Annotated in this window: 22 protein-coding genes and 1 pseudogene; 11 read left to right on the top strand and 12 right to left on the bottom strand. The window is 71.4% G+C overall.

The genetic code is table 11. From position 1 onward, the window contains the following. Positions 1-232: 232 nt before the first annotated feature. Both D0Z67_RS02635 and xylB read right to left on the bottom strand, forming a co-directional pair. Positions 233-1,441 (bottom strand): ROK family transcriptional regulator, encoded by a 1,209-nt coding sequence (locus tag D0Z67_RS02635; RefSeq protein WP_031180279.1) that lies wholly within the window; start codon positions 1,439-1,441, stop codon positions 233-235. Between the two features lie 94 nt (positions 1,442-1,535). Next, the gene (gene xylB, locus D0Z67_RS02630; protein WP_031180280.1) at positions 1,536-2,981 is read right to left on the bottom strand and encodes a xylulokinase; all 1,446 of its coding nucleotides are present in this window, start codon (positions 2,979-2,981) and stop codon (positions 1,536-1,538) included. Between the two features lie 159 nt (positions 2,982-3,140). Here xylB and xylA point away from each other — a divergent pair, with 159 nt between their 5' ends. Together xylA and D0Z67_RS02620 are read left to right on the top strand one after the other, a co-directional pair. Further along, the gene (gene xylA / locus D0Z67_RS02625; protein WP_031180281.1) at positions 3,141-4,307 is read left to right on the top strand and encodes a xylose isomerase; all 1,167 of its coding nucleotides are present in this window, start codon (positions 3,141-3,143) and stop codon (positions 4,305-4,307) included. A gap of 192 nt (positions 4,308-4,499) precedes the next feature. Further along, positions 4,500-4,682 (top strand): hypothetical protein, encoded by a 183-nt coding sequence (locus D0Z67_RS02620; RefSeq protein WP_031180282.1) that lies wholly within the window; start codon positions 4,500-4,502, stop codon positions 4,680-4,682. Between the two features lie 28 nt (positions 4,683-4,710). On the opposite strand, the gene D0Z67_RS02615 is transcribed toward D0Z67_RS02620, so the two are convergent. Next, positions 4,711-5,574: a hypothetical protein gene (locus D0Z67_RS02615; RefSeq protein ID WP_031180283.1), complete on the bottom strand. Its 864-nt coding sequence runs from the start codon at positions 5,572-5,574 to the stop codon at positions 4,711-4,713. A 246-nt stretch (positions 5,575-5,820) separates the two neighbouring features. Here D0Z67_RS02615 and D0Z67_RS02610 point away from each other — a divergent pair, with 246 nt between their 5' ends. After that, the gene (locus D0Z67_RS02610) at positions 5,821-6,720 is read left to right on the top strand and encodes an oxygenase MpaB family protein (RefSeq protein ID WP_031180284.1); all 900 of its coding nucleotides are present in this window, start codon (positions 5,821-5,823) and stop codon (positions 6,718-6,720) included. A gap of 26 nt (positions 6,721-6,746) precedes the next feature. Here D0Z67_RS02610 and D0Z67_RS02605 read toward each other — a convergent pair whose 3' ends face one another. Further along, a complete protein-coding gene (locus D0Z67_RS02605; protein ID WP_031180285.1) occupies positions 6,747-7,346 on the bottom strand; it encodes a class I SAM-dependent methyltransferase in 600 nt (199 codons plus the stop codon). Between the two features lie 173 nt (positions 7,347-7,519). Between D0Z67_RS02605 and D0Z67_RS02600 the strand changes: the two genes are divergently transcribed. The 5 genes from D0Z67_RS02600 to D0Z67_RS02580 all read left to right on the top strand — a co-directional run bounded on the left by D0Z67_RS02600 (position 7,520) and on the right by D0Z67_RS02580 (position 12,514). Continuing rightward, entirely contained in the window at positions 7,520-8,293 is a 774-nt protein-coding gene (locus tag D0Z67_RS02600; protein ID WP_031180286.1) for an MHYT domain-containing protein, read from the top strand. Between the two features lie 48 nt (positions 8,294-8,341). After that, on the top strand, positions 8,342-10,855 hold the full coding sequence (locus D0Z67_RS02595; protein WP_031180287.1) for a sensor histidine kinase: 2,514 nt from the start codon (positions 8,342-8,344) through the stop codon (positions 10,853-10,855). Continuing rightward, complete coding sequence (locus D0Z67_RS02590; RefSeq protein ID WP_031180288.1) at positions 10,852-11,289, top strand: roadblock/LC7 domain-containing protein; 438 nt, start codon at positions 10,852-10,854, stop codon at positions 11,287-11,289. Before D0Z67_RS02595 ends, D0Z67_RS02590 begins: the two co-directional genes overlap by 4 nt. An 18-nt stretch (positions 11,290-11,307) precedes the next feature. Beyond that, entirely contained in the window at positions 11,308-11,721 is a 414-nt protein-coding gene (locus tag D0Z67_RS02585; protein ID WP_031180289.1) for a DUF742 domain-containing protein, read from the top strand. A gap of 190 nt (positions 11,722-11,911) precedes the next feature. Next, on the top strand, positions 11,912-12,514 hold the full coding sequence (locus D0Z67_RS02580) for a GTP-binding protein (protein WP_031180290.1): 603 nt from the start codon (positions 11,912-11,914) through the stop codon (positions 12,512-12,514). Positions 12,515-12,521: 7 nt separating this feature from the next. Here the strand turns inward: D0Z67_RS02580 and D0Z67_RS02575 are convergent, their stop codons facing one another. Then, complete coding sequence (locus D0Z67_RS02575; protein ID WP_031180291.1) at positions 12,522-12,950, bottom strand: PPOX class F420-dependent oxidoreductase; 429 nt, start codon at positions 12,948-12,950, stop codon at positions 12,522-12,524. Positions 12,951-13,042: 92 nt separating this feature from the next. Here D0Z67_RS02575 and D0Z67_RS02570 point away from each other — a divergent pair, with 92 nt between their 5' ends. Both D0Z67_RS02570 and D0Z67_RS02565 read left to right on the top strand, forming a co-directional pair. Then, positions 13,043-13,456, top strand: coding sequence for a roadblock/LC7 domain-containing protein (locus D0Z67_RS02570; RefSeq protein ID WP_031180292.1), 414 nt, complete (start codon positions 13,043-13,045; stop codon positions 13,454-13,456). A 127-nt stretch (positions 13,457-13,583) separates the two neighbouring features. Then, positions 13,584-14,561 (top strand): DUF6397 family protein, encoded by a 978-nt coding sequence (locus D0Z67_RS02565; RefSeq protein ID WP_051887534.1) that lies wholly within the window; start codon positions 13,584-13,586, stop codon positions 14,559-14,561. Here the strand turns inward: D0Z67_RS02565 and D0Z67_RS02560 are convergent. Continuing rightward, positions 14,548-15,414, bottom strand: a complete 867-nt coding sequence (locus D0Z67_RS02560; RefSeq protein WP_031180294.1) for an acyl-CoA thioesterase — start codon at positions 15,412-15,414, stop codon at positions 14,548-14,550. The two genes, D0Z67_RS02565 and D0Z67_RS02560, sit on opposite strands and share 14 nt — an antisense overlap. Before the next feature lie 19 nt (positions 15,415-15,433). Next, on the bottom strand, positions 15,434-17,947 hold the full coding sequence (locus tag D0Z67_RS02555; RefSeq protein ID WP_031180295.1) for a DEAD/DEAH box helicase: 2,514 nt from the start codon (positions 17,945-17,947) through the stop codon (positions 15,434-15,436). A gap of 145 nt (positions 17,948-18,092) precedes the next feature. Here D0Z67_RS02555 and D0Z67_RS02550 point away from each other — a divergent pair, with 145 nt between their 5' ends. Continuing rightward, positions 18,093-18,887 (top strand): metal-dependent hydrolase, encoded by a 795-nt coding sequence (locus D0Z67_RS02550; RefSeq protein WP_031180296.1) that lies wholly within the window; start codon positions 18,093-18,095, stop codon positions 18,885-18,887. An 11-nt stretch (positions 18,888-18,898) separates the two neighbouring features. Here D0Z67_RS02550 and D0Z67_RS02545 read toward each other — a convergent pair whose 3' ends face one another. The 5 genes and pseudogenes from D0Z67_RS02545 to D0Z67_RS02525 all read right to left on the bottom strand — a co-directional run bounded on the left by D0Z67_RS02545 (position 18,899) and on the right by D0Z67_RS02525 (position 24,204). After that, positions 18,899-19,162 carry a type B 50S ribosomal protein L31 gene (locus tag D0Z67_RS02545; protein WP_031180297.1) on the bottom strand — a complete coding sequence of 88 codons (264 nt, stop codon included), beginning with the start codon at positions 19,160-19,162 and terminating at the stop codon, positions 18,899-18,901. A gap of 42 nt (positions 19,163-19,204) precedes the next feature. Continuing rightward, a pseudogene (locus tag D0Z67_RS02540) lies at positions 19,205-19,674 on the bottom strand (DUF5709 domain-containing protein). A 243-nt stretch (positions 19,675-19,917) separates the two neighbouring features. Continuing rightward, the gene (locus tag D0Z67_RS02535; protein WP_031180298.1) at positions 19,918-21,699 is read right to left on the bottom strand and encodes an ABC transporter ATP-binding protein; all 1,782 of its coding nucleotides are present in this window, start codon (positions 21,697-21,699) and stop codon (positions 19,918-19,920) included. Beyond that, positions 21,696-23,549, bottom strand: coding sequence for an ABC transporter transmembrane domain-containing protein (locus D0Z67_RS02530; RefSeq protein WP_131589730.1), 1,854 nt, complete (start codon positions 23,547-23,549; stop codon positions 21,696-21,698). The genes D0Z67_RS02535 and D0Z67_RS02530 overlap by 4 nt, the downstream gene beginning before the upstream one ends. A 208-nt stretch (positions 23,550-23,757) precedes the next feature. Continuing rightward, positions 23,758-24,204 carry a MarR family winged helix-turn-helix transcriptional regulator gene (locus D0Z67_RS02525; RefSeq protein ID WP_031180300.1) on the bottom strand — a complete coding sequence of 149 codons (447 nt, stop codon included), beginning with the start codon at positions 24,202-24,204 and terminating at the stop codon, positions 23,758-23,760. Between the last annotated feature and the right edge of the window lie 40 nt (positions 24,205-24,244).

Raw genomic sequence — 24,244 nt, 5'->3', positions numbered from 1 at the left:
CCGATGCATGTGTCAGATGGCGCTCAGCACGTGTGGCGGCCTGCGCTTCCGCCTCTACGGTCCGGCGGTTGCGGCTCGCGTGAATCACGGTACGGCGCGGGGGAGTTGGGCAGAAGGGTGTGCGCCGAGTCCGTGGACAACCGGCGCTTTGTGGATAAGTCGGCCACCCGTTCGAGGGACTTCGGGCGGCGGTGAGCGTGGCGGGCTTCCGCCGCGGGCATCGGCCGAAGTGTCAGGGCCGTTCCGCCACCATCGCCGGATCGTCCAGCACGGCCCGTACCACCGAATGCGCGGCGCCGAGCAGCGGACCCTCCGGCCCCAGCTCGGAGACCGCCACCGGACATGCCGGCCCGGCTGTGCGACAGCGCAGCTCACGTTGCAGAGAGGGGAGAAGCCATGGCGAGAGGGCCGCCAGCGCGCCACCCAGGACGACCGTGTCTGGGTCCAGGAGATTGACCGCCCCGGTCAGGGCGATACCGAGTGCCGTACCCGCTTCACCCAGCGCCGTGCGCACCTCCTCGTCGCCCGCGTCGGCCCGCTCCGAGAGCACTCCCACCACGTCCTCGCGGGGTTCGATCCCGGCCGCCCGCAGTACGGCCTCCTCACCGGCGTACTGCTCCAGACAGCCGCGACCGCCGCACGGACAGGGGGGACCGTCCGGCCGGACCGGGACATGGCCCAGCTCTCCGGCGAAGCCACGGGTGCCCCGCAGCAACTGACCGTCCACGACGATCGCCGCACCGATGCCGATTTCCGCAGACACATGGAGGAAGTCGCCCGGTGTCCCGTCACCGAGCCACAGCTCCGCCAGCGCACCGAAGTTGGCCTCGTTGTCCACGGTCAGCGGCACCTCGCCCGGCAGCACGCCGCCGAGGTCGGTGTCGTGCCAGCCGAGGTTGGGGGCGCGTACGACCGTACGGCCGTCGCGGGCGATCAGCCCGGGGACGGCGACCGCGAGTCCGGCGACCCACAGCCCGTCCTTCTCCACCTCGGCCGTGACCTGCTGGAGTAGCGAGGTCAGTTCCTCGGCCACGGATTCGGGGGAGCGCCCACGGTTCGCTCCGCGTCGCACGGCCCGCGCCCGGACCGTGCCCCGCAGGTCGACCGCGCACACGGCCAGGTGATCCACGCCGATCTCCGCCCCGATCCCCGCAGGCCCGCGCCCGCTCACCGCGAGCGCGGAGCCGGGTCGTCCCACCCGGCTCGGTCGTTCGGGACCCAGTTCCTCCAGCAGGTCCCAGCGGATCAGCTCGTCCACGAGGGACGACACGGCCGCCCGCGTGAGGCCGATGCGCGAGGCGACCGTGGCGCGCGACAGCGGGCCGTCCGAGCTGACGGCGTGCATGACCCGTGCCAGGTTGCGGCGCCGCATGCCCTGCTGGGTGTCCGGCAGGGTGCGTCCGTTCCCCGTCGGTCGGCTGTCGTGCGGCGGTGCGGTCATGCCTCCGTCGATCCTCGGTGTCCGTGGTCCTGGCGCTGTGGTCGCTCGCCACCGGGCCTTGTGCGCGACCCTCTCGGTGACCCGGCGGCGGGGGTCAGAGGGAGTCCGTACCCCGCTCCAGCAGCGGGGACGCGTCGGAGACTACCCCGGCGATCCGGTTCAGGGCTTCCTCGTCCCGTTCCACGGCGTCCAGGACCCGTCCCTCCGTCGTGTTCCAGCGGCGGGCGACGGCTGCCGGGTCCTCGCCGGTCAGCAGTCCCGCGGCCTGCGCGGCCGCACCGAGCGCGACGAGTTCCTTCGCTTCGGGGATCTGTACCGGCCGCCCCGACAGCCGGCGCACCGTCTCCTGCCAGGCCGTGCCGCGTGCGCCGCCGCCGATCAGCAGCAGGGGAGCGGTGCGGTCGGCGTCCTCGTCCAGAACCAGATCGAGGGCGCCGAGCAGGGAGTGCACCGCGCCGTCGTAGGCGGCCTGGAGCACCTGGCCGCCGGTCGTGTCATGGCGGAGTCCGTGCAGCAGACCCGAGGCGTGGGGCAGGTTGGGGGTGCGCTCACCGTCGAGATACGGCAGCAGGGTGACCGAGGTGCCGGGTTCCACGGCCTCCCGGTCGAGCCCCAGCAGGGCCGCGACCCGGTCCACGGCGAGGGTGCAGTTCAGGGTGCAGGCCAGCGGCAGCCAGTCGCCGTGCGCGTCGGCGAAACCCGCCACCGTGCCGGTCGGGTCGGTGGGGCGGCGCTTGGAGACGGCGTACACGGTGCCCGACGTACCGAGGCTGAGTACCGGAGTGCCGGGACGCAGGCCCAGGCCCAGCGCGGCGGCGGCGTTGTCCCCGGTACCCGGCGCCACCAGCGTGCCCTTGGAGAACGGCAGGTCATGTCCGTCGCGCACGGTGCCGGCCACCTCGCCGGGCCGCACCACCCGGGGCAGCAGCGCGGGGTCGAGTCCCACGTGCGCCAAGGTCTCCTCGTCGTAGGACTCGGTCGTGGACGCCCACCAGCCGGTGCCGGAGACGTCGCCGCGGTCGGTCGTGCCGAGGCCGGTGAGACGTTCGGTGAGGTAGTCGTGGGGGAGACGCACGGCCCTGGTGGCGCGGACCGCGTCCGGCTCGTGCTCAGCCAGCCACGCCCACTTGCTCACCGTGAACGACGCGCCCGGCACGCTGCCCGTGCGCTCCGCCCAGGCGTCCGGGCCGCCCAACTCCTCCACGAGACGGCGGGCCTGAGGCGCCGACCGGACGTCGTTCCAGAGCAGCGCGGGACGCACCGGCTCGCCGTGCGCGTCCAGCGTGACCAGGCCGTGCTGCTGGCCGCCGATCGACACCGCCGCCGCCTCGTGCGCCGCGTCGCCGCACTGACGCAGCGCCTCGCACAGCGCGTCCCACCACTGACGCGGATCGCTCTCCCGTCCCGCGCCCGAGGTCACCGTGTGCGCGGCCTGGCCGCTCGCCACCACCCGTCCGGTGGACGCGTCGACGACCAGTGCCTTCGTGGACTGGGTGGACGTGTCCACACCGACGACGAGCGGACCCTCGGCTGCTGACATCGGGCTCTCCCTCTTCCGCGGCGTCATCGACCGGCAGCGACGCCGTTCATCGATGGCGCCCCGGCGTCGGAAACATCTGGTCTCTTCCCAGAGGCGCCTTCGCATACTAATTTGTAAACGGCCATGACGAAATAGTCTCACGCACCAAGGAGCCGCGGCATGAACTACCAGCCCACCCCCGAGGACAAGTTCACCTTCGGCCTGTGGACCGTCGGCTGGCAGGGGAGGGACCCGTTCGGCGACGCCACCCGCCGCGCCCTCGACCCGGTCGAGTCGGTCCAGCGCCTGGCCGAGCTCGGCGCCCACGGCGTGACCTTCCACGACGACGACCTGATCCCGTTCGGCGCCTCCGAGACCGAGCGCGAGTCGCACATCAAGCGCTTCCGCCAGGCCCTGGACGCGACCGGCATGGCCGTGCCGATGGCGACCACCAATCTCTTCACCCACCCCGTCTTCAAGGACGGCGCGTTCACCGCCAACGACCGCGACGTGCGCCGCTACGCCCTCCGCAAGACGATCCGCAACATCGACCTCGCCGCCGAACTGGGCGCCAAGACCTATGTCGCGTGGGGCGGCCGCGAAGGCGCCGAGTCCGGGGGCGCGAAGGACGTCCGGGCGGCCCTGGACCGCATGAAGGAGGCGTTCGACCTCCTCGGCGAGTACGTCACCGCCCAGGGCTACGACCTCCGCTTCGCCATCGAACCCAAGCCGAACGAGCCGCGCGGCGACATCCTGCTCCCCACCGTCGGCCACGCCCTCGCCTTCATCGAGCGGCTGGAGCGCCCGGAGCTGTACGGCGTCAACCCCGAGGTCGGGCACGAGCAGATGGCCGGGCTCAACTTCCCGCACGGCATCGCTCAGGCGCTGTGGGCGGACAAGCTCTTCCACATCGACCTCAACGGCCAGTCGGGCATCAAGTACGACCAGGACCTGCGCTTCGGAGCCGGTGACCTCCGGGCCGCCTTCTGGCTCGTCGACCTCCTGGAGAGCGCCGGCTACGAGGGGCCCCGGCACTTCGACTTCAAGCCGCCGCGCACCGAGGACCTCGACGGTGTCTGGGCGTCGGCCGCCGGCTGCATGCGGAACTACCTCATCCTGAAGGACCGCGCGGCCGCGTTCCGCGCCGACCCGGAGGTGCAGGAGGCGCTGCGCGCGTCGCGGCTGGACGAGCTGGCCCAGCCCACGGCCGCCGACGGCCTCGACGCCCTGCTGGCCGACAGCTCGGCCTTCGAGGACTTCGACGTCGACTCCGCCGCCGCGCGGGGCATGGCCTTCGAGCGGCTCGACCAGCTGGCGATGGACCACCTGCTCGGCGCCCGCGGCTGACGGGATCGCGCGTGACCGGCCCGCCGGGGCTGGTCACGTGACTTCCGTGAAGCCCCTTTCACCCGGGTCTCAGGGGTTCCTCAGGGTCGGGTATCGGGGATGTCTCAGGGGTGGAGGCCGGAACCGTGAGGCCCTCGGGACCGTTTCCCATGCAGAGAGCGGCAGCGGGTCGTGACGGAGGAGGCGGATTTCATGTCGAGAAACGCGAAGATCGCCGTAGGTGGCGTGGCGGTCGGGCTGATCCTGCTGATCTGGCTGCCCTGGTGGGTCGCGCTGCTGATCGTGGTGGGCGTGCCCGCCGCCGCGTACCTGACGCTGGACCCCTCGCAGCGGCGCAGGCTGCGCCGGGTGACACGCAAGGAGATAGGCCGCTGACGCACCCTGGGTGACGCTGCGCGCGGAGTCACAGGGGACGTACGGCGATCTTGTCCAGCCCTTCCAGCAGGCTGGGGAGTTCCGGGCCCCGTCCCACGGGGATGACCTCGCCGGGTTCCGTGTCGAGCAGGATGAACGCGATGTCGTCGGTGCGGGCCACGATCGACCAGCCGGGGCCGTCGGCGCGCAGCGTCCGTGCGTCTCCGGGGGCGAAGGAGGAGCGGACACGTCCGAGGGGCGGCGGAGCGTCGATGTAGGCCCGCGCTTCCGCGAGTACCTGCCGGACACTGGGGCGGCCGGGCTCGGCTGCGTCTTCTGGCTCGGTCTCCGGTGCTGCTTCGGCCTTCGGGGCGGATGCCTCGGGAGCGTAATCCTGGGTGTTCGGCAGGACGTCGGCGTCGTCGAGCCGGCCGCGCCACTCGGCCCACTGGAGCGCTATCTCGTCGGCGCCGAGCCTCCGCTGCGCCGGTCCCCAGCTGCTGGTGTCGGGCGGGGTGAGCGGGGGTGGGTCCGTCGCCTCGGTGTCCGGGTCGTGCGGGGCCGGTACATCTGGTGCGGCGACGGTCAGCGCCAGGGGCCAGCCGGGCAGCGCCGCCACGAGCGTGTGCTCGTCGGGCGACAGCTCGTACTCCATGCCGCAGTCCCAGGAAGCGATCGCCACGGCGACCAGGGACACGTCGTCGATGACGGCCGTCCACCGGGCTCCGGCTCCGTCCTGCCCGAGAACCAGGCCGTAGCCCTCGTCGAGCGGGGTGAGCCCCAGCGTCGCGCAGGCCGCCGGATAGTCGTCACCGAGCAGGCTCGGGAACTGCGCCGGTGTCAGCAGCACCGCCGTCAACACGTACAGCGCCTCGTCCGCGGCAGCCACGGGTGCATCGTCCGACCCGGCCATCTCAGCCTCCCCAGTGGTTCGTCCGTCGGCGCGCACCCTAGTGCCCGTGGGAGAGGCTTGTCACGGCTCCACGCACCGGGCGGAGCTGCGGTTTTCCTGCCGGACAGGGGCGAAACGCCCCCTTCCCGTGTTGTATCCACGCGGCTTCTGCTCGGTGGGAGCCGTCTTGGTCCGGGGCTCGCTCATCACACATGTCTCGTCACTCAAAGTAGAGTGGAAATTCCGTCGGCAGAAGGGGACCTCACGGTGAAGCGCTTCAAGCGGCTCGACCAGATCAGACGGATGGACCCGGTCGCCGACGCCCCGGAGATCTACCGGCTCAGCGTCGCGTTCGAATTCCCCTGGGACTACACGCGCGCGCTGGAGCTGGCTCTTTACCGCACCTACGCCGTCCCCAGCATCGGCCGGCTGCTCGCGGAGACGGCGGAGCTGACCGAGCGCTCACAGCGGCGGTACGACGACACCGCCCTGCTGCTCGACGCCGTCGTCGAGCACGGCTTCGCCGCCCGGGAGGGCCGTACCGCGATCCGGCGCATCAACCGGATGCACCGCAGCTACGACATCAGCGACGACGACATGCGGTACGTGCTCTCGACCTTCGTCGTGATGCCCAGACGCTGGATCGACACCTACGGCTGGCGGCGGCTGTCCCGGCACGAGATCGTCGCCACCACCGAGTACTACCGCACCCTCGGCCGCCACATGGGCATCCCCGGCATCCCGGAGACGTTCGAGGAGTTCGAGGCTCTCCTCGACGCCTACGAGAGGGACCACTTCGCGTGGGACCAGCGGTCCCGGCAGGTGTCCGACGCGACGCTCGACCTCATGGTCTCCTGGTACCCGCGCCCGCTCGCACCGCTGTTGAGGACGGTGACGCTCTCGCTCCTCGACGAGCCCCTGCTGCGCGCCTTCCGCTACGAAGCGCCGAGCGCGACCGCCGCCTCCCTGGTGCGCCGCGCCGTCAGGTTCCGGGGACGGCTCGTCAGGCTGCTCCCACCGCGCCGTGCGCCGCACTTCGCCCGCCAGAACTGGGAGATCAAGAGCTACCCCAACGGCTATCGCACCGCGGACCTCGGCACGCGGCCGGTGCAGGGGATGGGCGGCTGCCCGGTGAGGCAGGTGAACATGACCGACGCGGTGGACTGAGGCGAACCGTCGCACTCGGTCCGGGTTCAGGACTCGCGCACCGCCAGCGTGAGGAAGTAGCCGGGGTCGTCGACGTACGACGTCATGCGCCACCCGGAACGCGCCAGGAGCGGACCCAGGTTGGCCTCGGCCCGCAAGTCGTCGGGTGTGAGCTGCCGGCCTTGGCGCGCGGCCAACGCGGCCCGGCCGATGGGGTGGAACAGGGCCAGCGTTCCTCCGGGCCGCACCACGCGGGCCAGTTCGCGCAGGTTCTCGCCCGGCTCGGGTAGGTGGGCGATCAGCCCTGCCGCGAAAACGGCGTCCAGGGTCTCCGTCCGCAGGGGAAGGGCGGTGACGTCGGCCAGCAGCAGGGTCCCCGCCCGGCCGCGCCCTGCCTGCGAGGCGGCCTCCAGCATGGCCGGCGTGAGATCGGCTCCGATCACTGTCCCGGACGACCCCACGGCGGCGCGCAGCGGCGGGAGTGCGCGTCCCGTGCCGCACCCCGCGTCCAGCACCCGGTCGCCCGCGTCCAGTCCCATCTCGGACACCGCCGCCGAGTAGGCGGGTCCGTCGTCGGGAAACTTGTCGTCCCAGCCGGCCGCCCGCGCGGTGAAGAACTCCTGGACGTGCGTGTGGTCGTCACTCATACTCCGATGATCTCTCACCATCCCCGCTGACGCCGCACGCACAGGGATAGGCCGCGATGCGGTCCGTTCACCGCACCTCCACGTCATGTTCGGACACCCGCTGTGTCATGTTGTGACAGCTTTCGAAACGCGCCCCCTATGTACGCCCCAGCCCCGGCTAGCGTCCGTGGCCCATGGGACACCTTGACCACGCGGCCTTCGGCTGGCTCACCCCGGCGCTCTCGTATGCGATGGCCTGCATCGGCGCCGCACTCGGCCTGCGCTGCACCGTGCGCGCGCTGGCGACGACCGGCCGGGCCCGTCGCAACTGGCTGATCACGGCCGCCTCGGCGATCGGGACCGGCATCTGGACCATGCACTTCGTTGCGATGCTCGGCTTCCGCGTCAACGGCACCGACATCCGCTACGACGTGCCGCTGACGATCCTGAGCCTCGTCGTCGCCATGGTCGTCGTGTGCGCGGGCGTCTTCGCCGTCGGCTACAGCAAGGACCGCAGCCGCGCCCTCCTGCTCGGCGGCCTCACCACCGGTCTCGGCGTCGCCAGCATGCACTACCTCGGCATGGCCGCGGTCCGGCTGCACGGGAACGTGAGCTACGACCCCGTACTCGTCGGACTGTCGATCGTGATCGCGGTGGTCGCCGCGACGGCGGCGCTCTGGGCGGGCCTGAACATCAAGTCCCCGCTGGCGGTCACGCTCGCCTCCCTCGTCATGGGCGCGGCCGTCAGCAGCATGCACTACAGCGGCATGTTCGCCGTGAGCGTCCACGTCGACCCCTCCGGCGCGACCCTGCCGGGAGCCACGGCCATGCAGTTCATCTTCCCGCTCGCCGTGGGCCTCGGCTCCTACCTCTTCATCACCTCGGCCTTCGTCGCCCTCTCGCCCTCGGCGGACGAGCGTCAGGCGTCCGCCACCGCCCAACGGCCCGTCGAGGGCGCCGCCCACTAGCGGAAGCCCGGCCCGAGAGCCCCGACCCACTGCCCGAGCGAGGAGGCCATGCGCCCACCCCGTAGCACCCCGAAGGCCGGACCACCGGCGCAGTCCCCGACACCGCCACGCGGCCGGCGCGCACACGCCGGACCCCCGGCCGACGAGGGCCCCGAGGCGTACCTCGACATGGCGCCGGACTACGCGCCCCCGCGCACGAGTCGCTGGCACATGCGCCCCCGCACCGTGCGCGCCAAGGTGGTCTGCCTGCTGATGGTGCCGGTGGTCTCACTCCTCGCGCTGTGGGCGTACGCCACAGTGACCACCGCGCAGGACGTGTCCAAGCTGCGCCAGTCCCAGCGCGTCGACGCCGAGCTGCGTACGCCCGTCGCGGCCGCCGTCGCCGCGCTGCAGGCCGAACGGGCCGCCGCCGTGCGCTACGCCGCCGGACCGGACGCGGCACGCGGGAGCGAACTGCGCGGCCTCGCGTCCACCACCGACCGGGCGGTGGCGAAGCTGCGGCTGGGCGACGACAGCACCGTCGCCGCCGGCCAGCAGCTCCCCGCGGGCATCGGCAACCGCCTGGCGAGCTTCGTCGACGGCGTCGAGCGGCTCCGTACCCTGCGCACCTCCGTGCTGGGCCATGAGACGGACTGGGCGACCGCGTACGACCGGTATTCCCGGACCATCGATGCCGCCTTCGCCGTGGACGGAGCCCTCTCAGGCATCCAGCGGGCCGATGTCGGGTCCGACGCGCGCGTGCTGCTCGAATTCTCCCGGGCGGCCGAAGCGCTGGCCCAGGAGAACGCCGTTCTCGGCAGCACCCGCCCCGACGACATGCTCCGTGGCCGGCGTGCCCTTCTGCTGGACGGTGCCGTCGCCAACCGGCGCGCCCTGACCCAGGTCGCCGTCGCCGACCTGCCAGCGGCCCAGCGCGCCGCCTGGAACCGTGTCGCCCACGGCAGCGCCTATCTCGCCCTCACGGCGGCCGAGGACCGCGTTCTGGCCGCCGGTTCCGGCGCCAAAGCCGTCGACACGGCGCCCGGTTCGCCGTGGGCCGCCGCCCACGCGCGCGTGCAGAGCGACATGAGCACCATCGCGGCGGACACGAGCCGGGCGGTCGCGGGCCGCGCCGACCCGTTCACGCACGGCGTGCTGAGCCCGGCCGGCGCCGCCGTGCTCTTCGGTCTGGCCGCGGTCGTGGCGTCGCTCGTGATCTCGGTCCGGATCGGACGCGCGCTCGTGGTCGAGCTGGTGAGTCTGCGCAACGACGCTCTGGAGATCGCCCGCCGTAAACTTCCGGCGGCCATGCGAAAACTCCGCGCCGGTGCGGAGATCGACATCCGGGCCGAGGCACCCGCCGGACCACCCGCCGAGGACGAGACCGGGCAGGTGGCGGAGGCCCTGACGACCGTGCACCGGGCCGCCCTGCACGCCGCCGTGGAGCGCGCCGAACTCGCCAGCGGTATCTCCGGAGTCTTCGTCAACCTCGCCCGGCGCAGCCAGGTGCTGGTCCACCGCCAGCTCAGCCTGCTGGACAGCATGGAGCGCCGCTCCGACGACCCGAACGAGCTGAGCGACCTGTTCCGGCTCGACCACCTCACCACGCGCATGCGGCGCCACGCCGAAAGTCTGATCATCCTCTCCGGGGCGGCACCCGGCCGGGCCTGGCGCATGCCGGTGTCCCTGACCAATGTCGTCCGCGCGGCCGTCTCCGAGATCGAGGACTACGCGCGCGTCGAGGTCCGCCAGCTCCCCGAAGCGGCCGTCATCGGGGCGGCCGTCGCCGACCTCACCCACCTGCTCGCGGAACTGGTCGAGAACGCGGCCCAGTTCTCGCCGCCCCACACGCGCGTGCGCGTGTCCGGCGAACCGGTCGGCAACGGCTATGTCATCGAGGTCGAGGACCGGGGCCTCGGCATGAGTGCCGACACGCTCGTGGAGGCCAACCGGCGCATCGAACAGTCCGGGGCGCTCGACCTCTTCGACAGCGACCGCCTCGGCCTCTTCGTGGTCAGCCGGCTCGCGGCCCGCCAGGGCATCAAGGTGCACCTGCGCACCTCCCCCTACGGCGGCACCACCGCGGTCGTGCTGCTGCCCACCGCCCTGGTCCACCAAGGAGCCCCGGAGCAACCCGCCGAGGAACCCCCGGTCCCGCGGGAACCGGAACGCGAATTCGCGCGCGTGCCCGAGGCGCCGGCCCCGGCCGCGGTGACCACCCAGACCGAGCGGCCCGCCCTGGCCGCCACCGTCCCGCCCCCCGCCGACCCCGTACCCGACCCACCGCCTCCCGGAGTCAGCACCTTGAGGCCCCACCGCCCGCCCACCGACTCCGCATCCTCGGACGACCTCCCGCGCCGCGTGCGGCAGGCCAGCCTCGCGCCCCAGCTCCGCAAGGAGCGTCCCGACGAGCCGGCAGAGGAACCCGAAACACCCGACGACGAGGGGCGCACCCCCGAAATCGTGCGGGACCGCATGGCGGCCTACCGCGACGGCTGGGTGCGCGGCGGCGGCCGCCGCCCCGGCCTCGCCGCACCGGCGCCCACGACGGGCAGCGACAGCACCGAAGGAGAACCGGCATGATCCAGGAGCCGAACACGACCGCGAGCCAGCGATCCGGCGAACTCGACTGGCTCCTGGACGACCTCGTCAGGCGCGTGGGCGAAGTCCGCCATGCCGTCGTGCTGTCCAACGACGGCCTCGCGGTCGGGGCCTCCACCGGTCTCGGCCGTGACGACGCCGAGCACCTCGCCGCCGTCGCCTCCGGCTTCAACAGCCTGGCCAAGGGCACGGGCCGCCACTTCGGCGCGGGCGGCGTCCGCCAGACCATGGTGGAGCTGGACGACGCCTTCCTCTTCGTGGTCTCCGCCGGCGACGGCTCCTGCCTCGCCGTCCTCACGGCCGCCACCGCCGACATCGGCCTGGTCGCCTACGAGATGGCACGCCTGGTCAGGCGTGTGGGTGAACACCTCTACGCGGCACCGCGTGTCGTCTCACAGCCGCCTGCGGCAGGCTGACCGGGAAGGCCGTGACGGATGACCGAGAACCCGCCGGGCGACCTCCGAGACGAGGGCAGCCAGTGGTACGACGGCGAGGCCGGACCCTTGGTGCGCCCCTATGCCATGACCGGTGGACGCACCCAGCCCGGCCCGACCGGGGTGCCCTTCGACCTCATCGCCCTGGTCACCCTCGACCCCGCCGCGCCGGGAACGGACGACGGCAGCGCGCTCGGCCCGGAACACCGGACCCTGATCGAGCTGTGCCGCACCGAGACGCAGTCGGTGGCCGAACTCGCGGCCGACGCGGACCTGCCCGTGGGCGTGGTCCGCGTGCTCCTGGGCGACCTGCTGGAACTGGGGTGTGTCACCGTCAGCCGCCCGGTGCCGCCCGCTCATCTGCCGGACGAGCGGATTCTGCGCGAGGTCATCGAAGGGTTGCGGGCCCTGTAGATGAACGTTCACGACCGACCCGGCGCCTCTTCAACCGCCGTTCCGCACGCTTCCGGTGGCCAACCGGCCGGAAGCCGGTCACATCTGGTGCTTTTCAGTCCGAACCCGCGAGGCGGTGTCGAAGTTGTCATGATGCTGACCTCACGCCCGAGCACGTCGACCGCAGCCGGCCCTCCCGAGAGAAGTGATCATGGCCTCTGAGCACGTCGAAGCCGCCGACGACATCTCCGCCCTGGCGCTGAAGATACTGGTGGCGGGGGGATTCGGCGTCGGGAAGACCACGCTGGTCGGCTCCGTCAGTGAGATCCGCCCGCTGCGCACCGAGGAACTGCTCAGCGAGGCGGGCCAACTGGTCGACGACACCGACGGCGTGGACCACAAGGTCACCACCACCGTGGCGATGGACTTCGGCCGCATCACCATCCGCTCCGGCCTCGCCCTCTACCTGTTCGGGACACCGGGACAGGACCGTTTCTGGTTCATCTGGGACGAACTCTCGCAAGGAGCCCTCGGAGCCGTGGTCCTCGCCGACACCCGCCGCCTGGAGGACTGCTTCCCTGCGGTCGACTACTTCGAGCACCGGCGCATCCCGTTCGTCGTCGCCGTCAACTGCTTCCCCGGCGCACGCCCCTACGGCGCCCACGACGTCTCCCGCGCCCTCGACCTGGACCAGGGCACGCCCGTGGTGCTTTGCGACGCCCGCGACCGCGACTCCGGCAAGGAAGTACTGATCCGCCTCGTCGAGTACGCCGGGCGCATGCACACCGCCCGGCTTCTCGACTCGGTGAGCTGAGGCCGCCTCAGTCCGCGAGGTCCCGCACGGCCACGACGTGGTCGATGTGCACCCTCACCAGTAGTTCACCCGGAACGCCGTTGCGCGCGCCGAACTCCTCGGCGCGGTCCTCGCCCATGTACCGCGCGGCGATCCGGGTGGCCCAGCGGCGGATCTCGTCCAGATCCTCGAACAACCGGGCCTGCCCGTTCAGCACCACGAACGAGAACGGCGGCCGGTCGTCGTCCACGCAGAGCGCGACCCGCGGATCACGGGCGAGATTCCGCCCTTTCACTGTCTCCTCACCGGTGTTGAAGACCAGCTCGTCGCCGTCGAGCAGGAACCAGATCGGGGCGATATGAGGGCTTCCATCGGCCCTTACCGTCGCCAGCTTGCCGGTCCGGGTGCCGTCGGAGACGAACGCCCGCCATTCCTCGTCGGTCATCTTGTGTGCCATGAGCCCATCCTGCTTGCCCGGACGCCGGAGGTGGGGAAGGCTTGCGGAAAGCTCCTCCAGCCAGGGGGAGAGGCCACACGGGGAGAACGAACATGGCGCAGAACCAGGGACTGGGTTGGCTCCTGGACGATCTCACCCAGCGCGTGGACCACGTGCGGCACGCGCTGGTGCTCTCGAACGACGGACTGGTCACCGGGGCGAGCACCGGACTACGGCGCGAGGACGCGGAGCATCTGGCGGCCGTCTCCTCCGGACTGCACAGCCTGGCAAAGGGCTCGGGCCGTCACTTCGGCGCGGGCCGCGTCCGGCAGACCATGATCGAGTACGACGACGCCGTACTCTTCGTCACCGCTGCCGGGCCCAGCAGTTGCCTGTGCCTGCTCAGCGGTGCGGAGGCGGACATCGGTCAGATCGCCTACGAGATGACGCTGCTCGTGAACCGGGTCGGCGAACACCTCGGAGTGAATGCCCGGCAGCCCGAACCGTCTCCGGTATCCGAACTCTGACCTGCGACTTCAGGGGTAGAACGGAGGGTTGTCCACAGGCCCGACACGGAGTGCGCGGACATGGCTACGGTGTGTGCACGGCGAACGCGCAGGGCGTGAGCCGACCACTCCACGGGGGAGCAGACCCATGCCGGGAACCACCATCGCATCCGTGACCACCCTAACCCCGGAGCGCCCCGCGCTCTGCGCACCGAGCCGCGCGGCCCGGGAACTGGGTCTCAAGCGCTACGAGTTCGACCTCGCCGTCGAGCTGGGCCGCATCCGCGTCGTGTCCGACAGGGCAAGCGGCGCCCGCCGGGTCGCCCGGACCGAGATCGCCCGTCTCCAGGCACAGGCCGGCTTTCCCCAGACGCTCCGCGAACGCGTACGCGTCGTGGGCACCAAGGAGGGCGCCTCACTCATGGGCGTCTCCGAAGGCAGGTTCGCCAGGCTCGCCCGACTGGGACTGCTGGTGCCGGTGCGCTTCTACCTCAACCGCTACCGAGCCGTGGTCTGGCTGTATCTGGCGGAGGAACTGAGGGAGTTCGTGGCGAACAGTGAGCACGCAGATCTGATCACGGGCAGGACCCCCGAGACGCTCAGAAGCCAGTTGACGGCCGGGCTCGACCTGCGTCCGAGGAACTGGCGGGGACGCCATCTGGGCTTCCTGCTGCGGCAGGCCGAGGACCCATGGGTGCGAGCCGGAGCCATCGCCGCCTTCCTGCCGAACGAGGAAGTCGCGGCGATCGCCAAGATCCCTTATGAACGGGCCAGGTTGGACCGCATGCGGCCATCCCTGCCCGAGCACGGCGCCCCTGGATCACCCGGCGCACTTCTCGGCGAGCAGATCATGACCGCGCAGGACGCGGACGAGATCGCCTGGCTGAGTGCCGACCTGGCGCGACAGCTGGAGGCCACCCGCGCACCCTGGTCCCCCACACCGGCAGTTCCGAGACCTGTCGTCCCAGAAGCACCGGTCGACCCAGCCGCAAGCCGGACGCGCTCCGACACGTCGCCTTCCGCGCCGCCGGGCTCAGGGCCGCGACCGACCCGGGGGCTGCTGACCTGGCTGCGTCGCAGAAGCCCCCGGAGCGTATGCGCCGGCGATCACGCTAGAGGGACCTGAACAGCCCCTCCTGGACGACCGACACGAGCAGTTGCCCGTGCACGTCGTAGATGCGCCCGCGCGCCAGGCCACGGCCGCCGATGGCGATCGGGGACTCCTGGTCGTACAGGAACCACTCGTCGGCGCGGAACGGGCGGTGGAACCACATGGCGTGGTCCAGCGACGCCATGTCGAAGTTCCGCTGACCCCACAGCGGCTCGATCGGGATGCGGACCGCGTCGAGCAGGGTCATGTCGCTCGCGTAGGTCAGCGCGCAGGTGTGGATCAGCGGGTCGTCGCCGAGCGGACCGACCGCGCGCATCCACACCGCGCTGCGCGGCTCGGCACCGTCGATCTCGTCGGAGTTCCAGCGCAACCGGTCGACATAGCGGATGTCGAAGGGCTGGCGGCGCGCCATCAGCTCCAACTGCTCCGGCAGCGCACCGAGATGCTTCCGGATCTCCTCGGCCACGGGCGGCAGGGACTCCGGGTCCGGCACCACGCGGGCGGGCGGGAGCTGGTGCTCGAACGGTCCTTCCTCAGGCTTGTGAAAGGAGGCGGTCAGATTGAAGATCGTGCGGCCCTGCTGCACGGCCGTGACCCGGCGCGTGGTGAACGAGCGCCCGTCACGGACCCGCTCCACCTGGTACACGATCGGCACGCCGGGCCGGCCCGGACGCAGGAAGTACGCGTGCAGCGAGTGCACGGGGCGGTCGCCCTCCGTGGTACGCCCCGCGGCGACCAGCGCCTGGCCCGCGACCTGGCCGCCGAAGACCCTCTGGAGGGACTCCTGCGGGCTGCGGCCGCGGAAGATGTTGACCTCGATCTGCTCCAGGTCGAGCAGGTCGACCAGGCTCTCGGCCGGATTCGTCATCGGTGGGTTTCTCCTGTGCTCACAACTGACCGACATCGGTGACCCGGATGACCGCACGGCCCTCCGCGTCGGATGCGGCGAGATCGACTTCCGCGCTGATGCCCCAGTCGTGGTCATCATTCGGGTCGTCGAAGATCTGACGGACGCGCCACAGCTTGTCCTGCGGCTCCTCCTTGATCACCAGCAGCTTGGGGCCGCGGGCGTCGGGACCGGTGCCGAGGTCCTCGTACTCGTCCCAGTACTTGTCCATGGCCTCGCCCCACGCGTCCGCGTCCCAGCCGGACTCGGCGTCCAGCTCGCCGAGCTCCTCGACCTGGTCGAGGGCGGCCAGCTCCACTCGGCGGAAGAGGGCGTTGCGGACCAGCACGCGGAAGGCGCGGGCGTTGGTGGTGACCGGCTTGACCTCGTCGGCCTTCTCCTGGGCCTCCTCGGCGGTCATCACCTCGGGGTTGGCGAGCTGCTCCCACTCGTCAAGGAGGCTGGAGTCGACCTGGCGGACCATCTCGCCGAGCCACTCGATGAGGTCCTGGAGGTCCTCGGACTTCAGGTCGTCCGGGATGGTGTGGTCGAGGGTCTTGTAGGCGCTGGCGAGGTAACGCAGCACGATGCCCTCGGTGCGGGCCAGCTCGTAGAGGGAGACCAGTTCCGTGAAGGACAGGGCGCGCTCGTACATGTCGCGGACGACCGACTTCGGCGACAGCGGGTGGTCGCCGACCCAGGGGTGGCTCTTGCGGTAGGTGTCGTAGGCGTGGAAGAGCAGCTCTTCCATCGGCTTCGGGTAGCTGATGTCCTGGAGCCGCTCCATGCGCTCCTCGTACTCGACACCGTCCGCCTTCATCAGGGCCACGGCCTCACCGCGCGCCTTGTTCTGCTGGGCGGAGAGGATCTGGCGCGGGTCGTCCAGGGTGGACTCGACGACGGACACCATGTCGAGGGCGTAGGACGGCGACTCGGGATCGAGGAGCTCGAAGGCCGCGAGCGCGAAGGTGGACAGCGGCTGGTTGAGCGCGAAGTCCTGCTGGAGATCGACCGTGAGACGGACGATGCGGCCCTCGGCGTCCGGCGTGTCGAGCTTCTCGACGATGCCGCCGTCCAGCAGCGAGCGGTAGATGGCGATCGCGCGGCGGATGTGGCGGAGCTGCTGCTTGCGCGGCTCGTGGTTGTCCTCCAGCAGGTGACGCATCGCCTCGAAGGCGTTGCCCGGCCGGGCGATCACCGACAGCAGCATGGTGTGCGTCACCCGGAACCGCGAGGTCAGCGGCTCGGGCTCGGACGCGATCAGCTTCTCGAAGGTGTTCTCGGTCCAGCCGACGAAGCCCTCCGGAGCCTTCTTGCGCACCACCTTGCGACGCTTCTTCGCGTCGTCCCCCGCCTTGGCGAGGGCCTTCTCGTTCTCGATGACGTGCTCGGGCGCCTGCGCGACGACGAGTCCGGCGGTGTCGAAGCCGGCGCGGCCGGCCCGTCCCGCGATCTGGTGGAACTCGCGGGCCCGCAGCGTGCGCACCCGGTTGCCGTCGTACTTGGTCAGGGCGGTGAACAGCACCGTGCGGATGGGCACGTTGACGCCGACGCCGAGGGTGTCCGTGCCGCAGATGACCTTCAGCAGACCGGCCTGGGCCAGCTTCTCCACCAAGCGCCGGTACTTGGGCAGCATGCCGGCGTGGTGGACGCCGATGCCGTGCCGGACGTAACGGGAGAGGTTCTGGCCGAACTTGGTGGTGAAGCGGAAGTTGCCGATCAGCTCGGCGATCCGGTCCTTCTCCTCGCGGGTGCACATGTTGATGCTCATCAGCGCCTGCGCCCGTTCGACGGCCTGCGCCTGTGTGAAGTGCACGATGTACACCGGGGCCTGCCGGGTCTCCAGCAGTTCGGTGAGCGTCTCGGTGAGCGGGGTGAGCCGGTACTCGTAGGACAGCGGTACCGGGCGGGTGGCCGAGCGGACGACCGAGGTGGGGCGTCCGGTGCGGCGGGTGAGGTCCTTCTCGAAGAAGGACACGTCACCGAGCGTGGCCGACATCAGGATGAACTGGGCCTGCGGCAGCTCCAGCAGCGGGATCTGCCAGGCCCAGCCCCGGTCGCCCTCCGCGTAGAAGTGGAACTCGTCCATCACGACCTGGCCGATGTCCGCGTCCTTGCCGTCCCGCAGCGCGATGGACGCCAGCACCTCGGCCGTACAGCAGATCACGGGCGCGTCGGCGTTCACGGACGCGTCGCCGGTCAGCATGCCCACGTTCTCGGTGCCGAAGATCTTGCACAGTTCGAAGAACTTCTCCGACACCAGGGCCTTGATCGGAGCGGTGTAGAAGGTGACCTCGTCGCGGGCCAGCGCCGCGAAGTGCGCGCCGGCGGCGATCATGCTCTTGCCGGAACCGGTGGGCGTCGAGACGATCACGTTCGCCCCGGAGACCACCTCGATCAGCGCCTCTTCCTGGTGGGGATAGAGGGTGAGGCCGCGATCCTGGGCCCACGACTCGAAGTTTTCGTACAGGGCGTCGGGGTCGGCGGTCCGCGGGAGCTGATCGATGAGGGTCACGCCCCCATCTTGCCTGCCCATGCCGTCAACCGGGGAATCGGCTGCGGGCGTCAAGATCATGGAGGCTACGCTGTGTCGCCGACGGATCATCAGCACCGCAGGTCAACTGGACAGCGGCACACGAGGAATGGGGCGGGACGCGGCCATGATGGGACCAGCACACTCACTGTCGGGGGCCGCGGCCTGGCTCGGTGTCGGAGCGGCGGCCGCCGCCTTCGGGTACCCGATGCCCTGGCCGGTCCTGCTGGTGGGTTCCCTGGTCTGCGCGGGCGCCGCGCTGGCCCCCGACCTGGACCACAAGGCGGCCACCATCTCGCGGGCCTTCGGACCGGTGTCCCGCTGGGTCTGCGAGATCGTCGACAAGCTGTCGTACGCCGTCTACAAGGCCACCCGGAAGCCGGGCGACGCGCGCCGCACCGGCGGTCACCGCACCCTCACGCACACCTGGCTGTGGGCGGTCCTGATCGGGGTGGGCAGCTCCGTGGTGGCGATCACCTGTGGCCGCTGGGGTGTGCTGGGCATTCTGTTCGTGCACATGGTGCTGGCCATCGAAGGCCTGTTGTGGCGGGCGGCACGCGGTTCCAGCAGCGATGTGCTGGTCTGGCTGCTCGCGGCGACCAGCGCCTGGATTCTGGCGGGGATGCTGGACAAGCCCGGCCAGGGCGCCTACTGGCTGTTCAGCGACCCGGGCCAGGCGTACATGTGGCTGGGCCTGCCGGTCGTGCTGGGCGCCCTGGTCCACGACATCGGGGACGCGCTGACCGTCTCCGGCTGCCCCGTCCTGTGGCCCATCCCCATCGGCCGCAAGCGCTGGTACCCGGTCGGACCGCCGAAGGTGCTGCGCTTCCGCGCCGGGAGCTGGGTCGAGCTGCGGGTACTGATGCCCGTGTTCATGCTGCTCGGCGGAGTGGGCGGCGCGGCGGCGCTCAACTTCATCTGAGGACGAGAGCGTCAGGCGCTCGCGTCCGGGCGCTGCCCGCCGTACCGCCGCTCGAACCGGTCGATGCGGCCCTCGCTGTCCAGCGTGCGGGCCTTGCCGGTGTAGAAGGGGTGGCTCTCCGAGGAGATCTCCACGTCGACCACCGGGTACGTCTCGCCGTCGTCCCACTCGATGGTCTGCTCGCTCCCGGCGGTGGACCGGGTGAGGAAGGCGTAGCCCGCGGAGCGGTCGCGGAAGACGACCGGACGGTACGCGGGCTGCTTGTCCTGCTGCATGGGGGCTCCTCGCACGGATCGGTAGGGCGGGAGGCTTCCGGATCAGCCGGGGAGGGAGTCCTCGTCGACGATGTGGACGGCGGCCTCCTCGGCGGACGCGGCGGCGCCGTCGATGCCGACGTCGGTGGCCACGAGCGCGCTCTCGTCGTCCTCGTGCGCGCCCTCGTCGGGAGCCACCAGGCGGCCGGAGCGCCGGAGGCCGACCTCATTGTCGAGCAGTTCGCCGTCGGTGCCCTCGATGTCGCCCAGGCCGTCGCCGTCGGGGGCGGCCCGGTCGGGCAGTTCCTCGGCGAGGCGCTGGTCGAGCGTCTCTCCGGCGCGCGTTCCGCCGCCGTCACCCCGTCGTGCTCGACCGCCCAGGGCCGCTCGGGAGGGGACCAGCCCCGGTCGAGGGGATCGTCGACACCGTCGGTGTCCAGCGTGTCCTCGACGTCGAGCACCCCCGAGTCCTCCTGGATCTCGTCGGTGTCGGGCTGGTAGACGTCGTCACCCCATCCGTCGGCGCTGTTCACGTGGACCTCCATCCGGTAAGCACGACCCGACGCCGTGAGAACGGGCGCGGGCCCATGGGCACACAGGACCCTGCTGTCCCCGGGAACGGCCGGGGAAACTTCCCCCGGATTCCGGGTCCGGTGCCTCCATCCAGCCTTCCACCCCGATTCGGGACCGCGCAACGGCAACGCCGGGCAGCGGGGGACGGACGACCGCCGGCCCACCGCGCCACCCGCCTCCGGCCGGGCGCGGTGGGCCGGTGCTCACCCGTGCCAGGAACGCCAGAGCGCGGCGTAGGCTCCGTCCGCCGCGACCAGGTCGTCGTGGCTGCCCAGCTCGCTGATGCGGCCCTCTTCGACGACCGCGATCATGTCGGCGTCATGCGCGGTGTGGAGACGGTGGGCGATGGCGACCACCGTGCGCCCGTCGAGGACACGGGACAGCGAACGCTCCAGGTGGCGCGCCGCGCGCGGGTCGAGGAGCGAGGTCGCCTCGTCCAGCACCAGGGTGTGCGGGTCGGCCAGTACCAGCCTGGCCAGCGCGATCTGCTGCGCCTGCGCCGGGGTCAGGGGCAGACCACCGGAACCGACCTCGGTGTCCAGCCCCGCGTCCAGCGCCCGCGCCCAGGTGTCCGCGTCGACCGCGCCCAGTGCCGCCCACAGCTCGGCGTCGCGCGCCCCGGTGCGGGCCAGCAGGAGGTTGTCCCGCAGGGAGCCGACGAAGACGTGGTGCTCCTGGTTGACGAGGGCGACATGCGTACGGACGCGTTCGGCCGGCATTCCGGACAGCTCGGCGCCGCCGAGGGTGACATGGCCGTCCCGAGGAGCGTAGACACCGGCGAGCAGTCTGCCCAGCGTGGACTTGCCCGCGCCCGAGGGGCCGACCAGCGCCAGCCGGGTGCCCGGCGCGACCCGCAGGGACACCGCGCGCAGCACGTCGACGCCCTCGCGGTAGCCGAAGTGCACCCGGTCGGCGTCCACGTCCCGGCCGGCCGGCACCAGCGAGGCGTCACCGGCGTCCGGCTCGATGTCCCGTACTCCGACGAGCCGGGCCAGCGACACCTGCGCCACCTGCACCTCGTCGTACCAGCGCAGGATGAGATTGATCGGGTCGACCAGCATCTGGGCGATCAGCGCACCCGTGGTGAGCTGCCCCACGTCCATCCAGCCCCGCAGGACGAAGACCCCGCCGACCATGAGGACGGAGCCCAGCACGATGGCGTGCACGGCGTTGATCACGGGGAACAGCACCGAGCGGAGCCACAGCGTGTACTGCTCCCACGCGGTCCATTCCTTGATCCGCCGGTCCGAGAGGGCGACGCGGCGGGCGCCGAGGCGGTGGGCCTCGATGGTGCGGCCGGCGTCCACGGTCTCGGCGAGCGCGGCGGCGACGGCCGCGTATCCGGCGGCCTCCGAGCGGTAGCCGGAAGGGGCGCGCTTGAAGTACCAGCGGCACCCGACCACCAGCACCGGGACCGCGAGCAGGACGGCGGCCGCGAGCGGCGGGGCGGTGACGACGAGGCCACCGAGCAGCAGCAGCGCCCATACGACACCGATCGCCAGCTCGGGAACGGCCTCCCGCATGGCGTTGGACAGCCGGTCGATGTCGGTGGTGATGCGGGAGAGGAGGTCACCCGTCCCGGCCCGCTCCAGCACGCCCGGAGGCAGCCGCACCGAGCGGACGAGGAAGTCCTCGCGCAGGTCGGCGAGCATCTGCTCGCCGAGCATCGCGCCCCGCAGCCGCACTTGCAGCGTGAAGAGCGCCTGCACGGCCGACGCGGCCACGAAGAGGCCGATGGTCAGACCCAGTCGGGGATCGGATGTCCGGTCGGCGACGCGTTCGACCAGACCGCCGAGCAGGTACGGGCCGGTCATGGAGGCGACGACCGCGACGGTGTTGACGCCCATGAGCGACAGGAAGGCCCGGCGATGACGGCGGAACAGCTCCGCCACGTAGTCGCGCACGGTCGAGGCCGCACCGACGGGCAGGGTGGTGGCGGTCGTCGGGGCCGCCGGGTCGTAGGCCGGTGGCGCTACGCCGATCATGCGCTCTCCTCGATCTCTTCGAGCGGTTCGAGAGCGCCCAGGAGAGGGGCTCCGTCGGAGGGGTCCGGACGTTCCCGTGGGGGAGCAGGGGCCGCGATGTCCCCTGACGCGTGCTGCTCGTCCTCGGTCTCGCGGGTGACGACGGCGCGGTACCGGGGTTCGGCACCGATCAGCTCGCGGTGCCTGCCGGTCGCCGCGACCTTGCCCTCGTGGAGGAAGACGACCTGGTCGGCCCGGTCCAGCAGCAGGGGCGAGGAGGTGAGCACCACGGTGGTGCGGCCCCGGCGCAGCCGTCGCAGACCCTCCGCGATCCTCGCCTCGGTGTGCGAGTCCACGGCGGAAGTCGGTTCGTCCAGGACCAGGACCTCCGGATCGGTGACGAGCGAGCGGGCCAGGGCGAGGCGCTGGCGTTGGCCGCCGGACAGGGAGCGCCCGCGCTCGGTGATCCGCGCGTCCATCGGGTCGGAGGCGTCCAGCGACCCCTGCACCAGGGCGTCCAGCACATCCGCGCACTGGGCGGCCGCCAGCGCGTCCTCGGCGCGGACGGTGCCGGAGGAGGGTACGTCGAGGAGTTCGCGCAGGGTGCCGGACAGCAGCACCGGGTCCTTGTCCTGGACCAGGACGGCGGTGCGGGCCTGGGCGAGAGACAGTTCGTCCAGCGGTACTCCGCCAAGCAGCACCGACCGGCCGGGCTCGGCGGCGTGGCCACCCAGACGGTCCGCGAGGCGTCCCGCCATGTCGGGGTCGCCGCACACCACCGCGGTGAACCCGTGTGCGGGCGCGCGCAGACCGGAGGCCGGATCGAACAGTTCGCCGCCCGGCGCCCCGCTCGTGCGCGAACTCTCGGTGTTCGTGAGGCGTTGCAACGACAGCACCCGCGCGGCCCGTTGGGCGGAAGGCCGGGAGAAGGAGTACGCCATGGCGATCTCGACGAAGTGCCGCAGCGGATAGTTCACGATCATGACCGCGCTGTAGACGGTGACCAGTTCACCGACCGTGATCCGGCCCTCGCGGGCCAGTTGGACACCGCGCAGGACGACGACGATCAGGAGCAGGCCCGGCAGCAGTACCTGGAGGGCTGAGATGACCGACCACATCCGGGCGCTGCGCACGGCGGCGTGCCGTACCTCCTGCGAGGCGCGGCGGTAGCGGTCGAGGAACAGGTCCTCGCCGCCGATGCCCCGCAGCACCCGCAGTCCGGCCACGGTGTCCGAGGCCAGCTCGGTCGCCCGGCCGGCCTTCTCACGCTGAACGTCGGCCCGGCTGGTGGCCCTGGGCAGCAGCGGCAGCACCGCGAGCGCGACCACCGGCAGGCCGACGGCCACGACCACCCCCAGAGCGGGTTGGTAGACCAGAAGCGCCACGCAGACCACGACCACCGTCAGCGCGGCCGCGGTGAAGCGGGACACCGCCTCGACGAACCATCCGATCTTCTCCACGTCACCCGTGGAAACAGTGACGACTTCGCCCGCCGCGACCCGCCGGGTCAGTGCGGAGCCGAGGTAGGCGGCTTTACGCGCCAGGAGTTGCTGGAGGCGGGCGGCCGCCGTGATCCAGTTGGTGACGGCGGCGCGGTGCAGGAAGGTGTCGCCCACCGCGATGGCCGTACCGCACAGCAGCATCAGACCGCCCGTCAGGGCGAGCCGGCCGGCGGAGCGGTCGACGGCCGCCTGAACGGCCAGGCCGACGCAGAAGGGCAGGGCGCAGACCGAGGCGAAGTGGAGCAGGCCCCACAGCAGCGCCCTGCACTGGCCGCCCAGCTGGTTGCGGCCGAGCCACCACAGCAGGCGGGGGCCGGACCGCGCGTCGGGTACGCCTGGATCTGAGTACGGAAGGTCTTGGATCTGCATGGCGTCCCAGTGGCTCGTGTCAGGGAAGGGCATGCTGCGGCGGCACCCGGAGGCGGCGGCAAGCCGTGAAAGGTTCGCCTTGCGCGGAGGTGAATTTCAAACGGTTTTTCCGGTGTGGCACGACCCGCACCGGGTTCCGGCCAGGCGGCGACGCCCCGCTACGCGTGGTTCGACGGCGTGCGGATGACGGGGAGGCCGAGTGGCGGATTCACCGGTTCGGGATGTCGCCGTCGACCAGGGTGTCCAGCAGCACACCCAGCACCTGCCGCTCCTTCTCGGTCAGCGGGGCGAGGATCTCCTCGGCGGCGGAACGGCGTGCTCCGTGCAGTTCGCTCAGGGTGGCGCGACCGTCGTCCGTCAGCTCGATCCGGGTGACCCTGCGGTTGGACGGGTCCGCCACCCGTCGGACCTTGCCGTGCGCCTCGAGGCCGTCGACCAGGGTCGTCACCGCACGCGGCACCACTTCGAGGCGCTCGGCGAGGTCGGCCATGCGCGGCGGCGAGTCGTAGTGCGCCAGAGTGCGCAGCAGGCGGGACTGGGCGGGAGTGACGCCCAGATCACGCCATTCGAGATGGCGCTTCTGGATGCGGTGCACCCGGCGGGTCAGCCGCAGCAACTGCTCGGCGAGTACACCCTCGGGATCTGGGGTCGTCATGCGGGAACAATATCAGGACGCCATTCATTGTGAGTACAGG

The sequence above is a fragment of the Streptomyces seoulensis genome, assembly GCF_004328625.1.
GTDB lineage: Bacteria > Actinomycetota > Actinomycetes > Streptomycetales > Streptomycetaceae > Streptomyces > Streptomyces seoulensis.
This window is presented reverse-complemented; position numbering and strand designations above follow the sequence as displayed.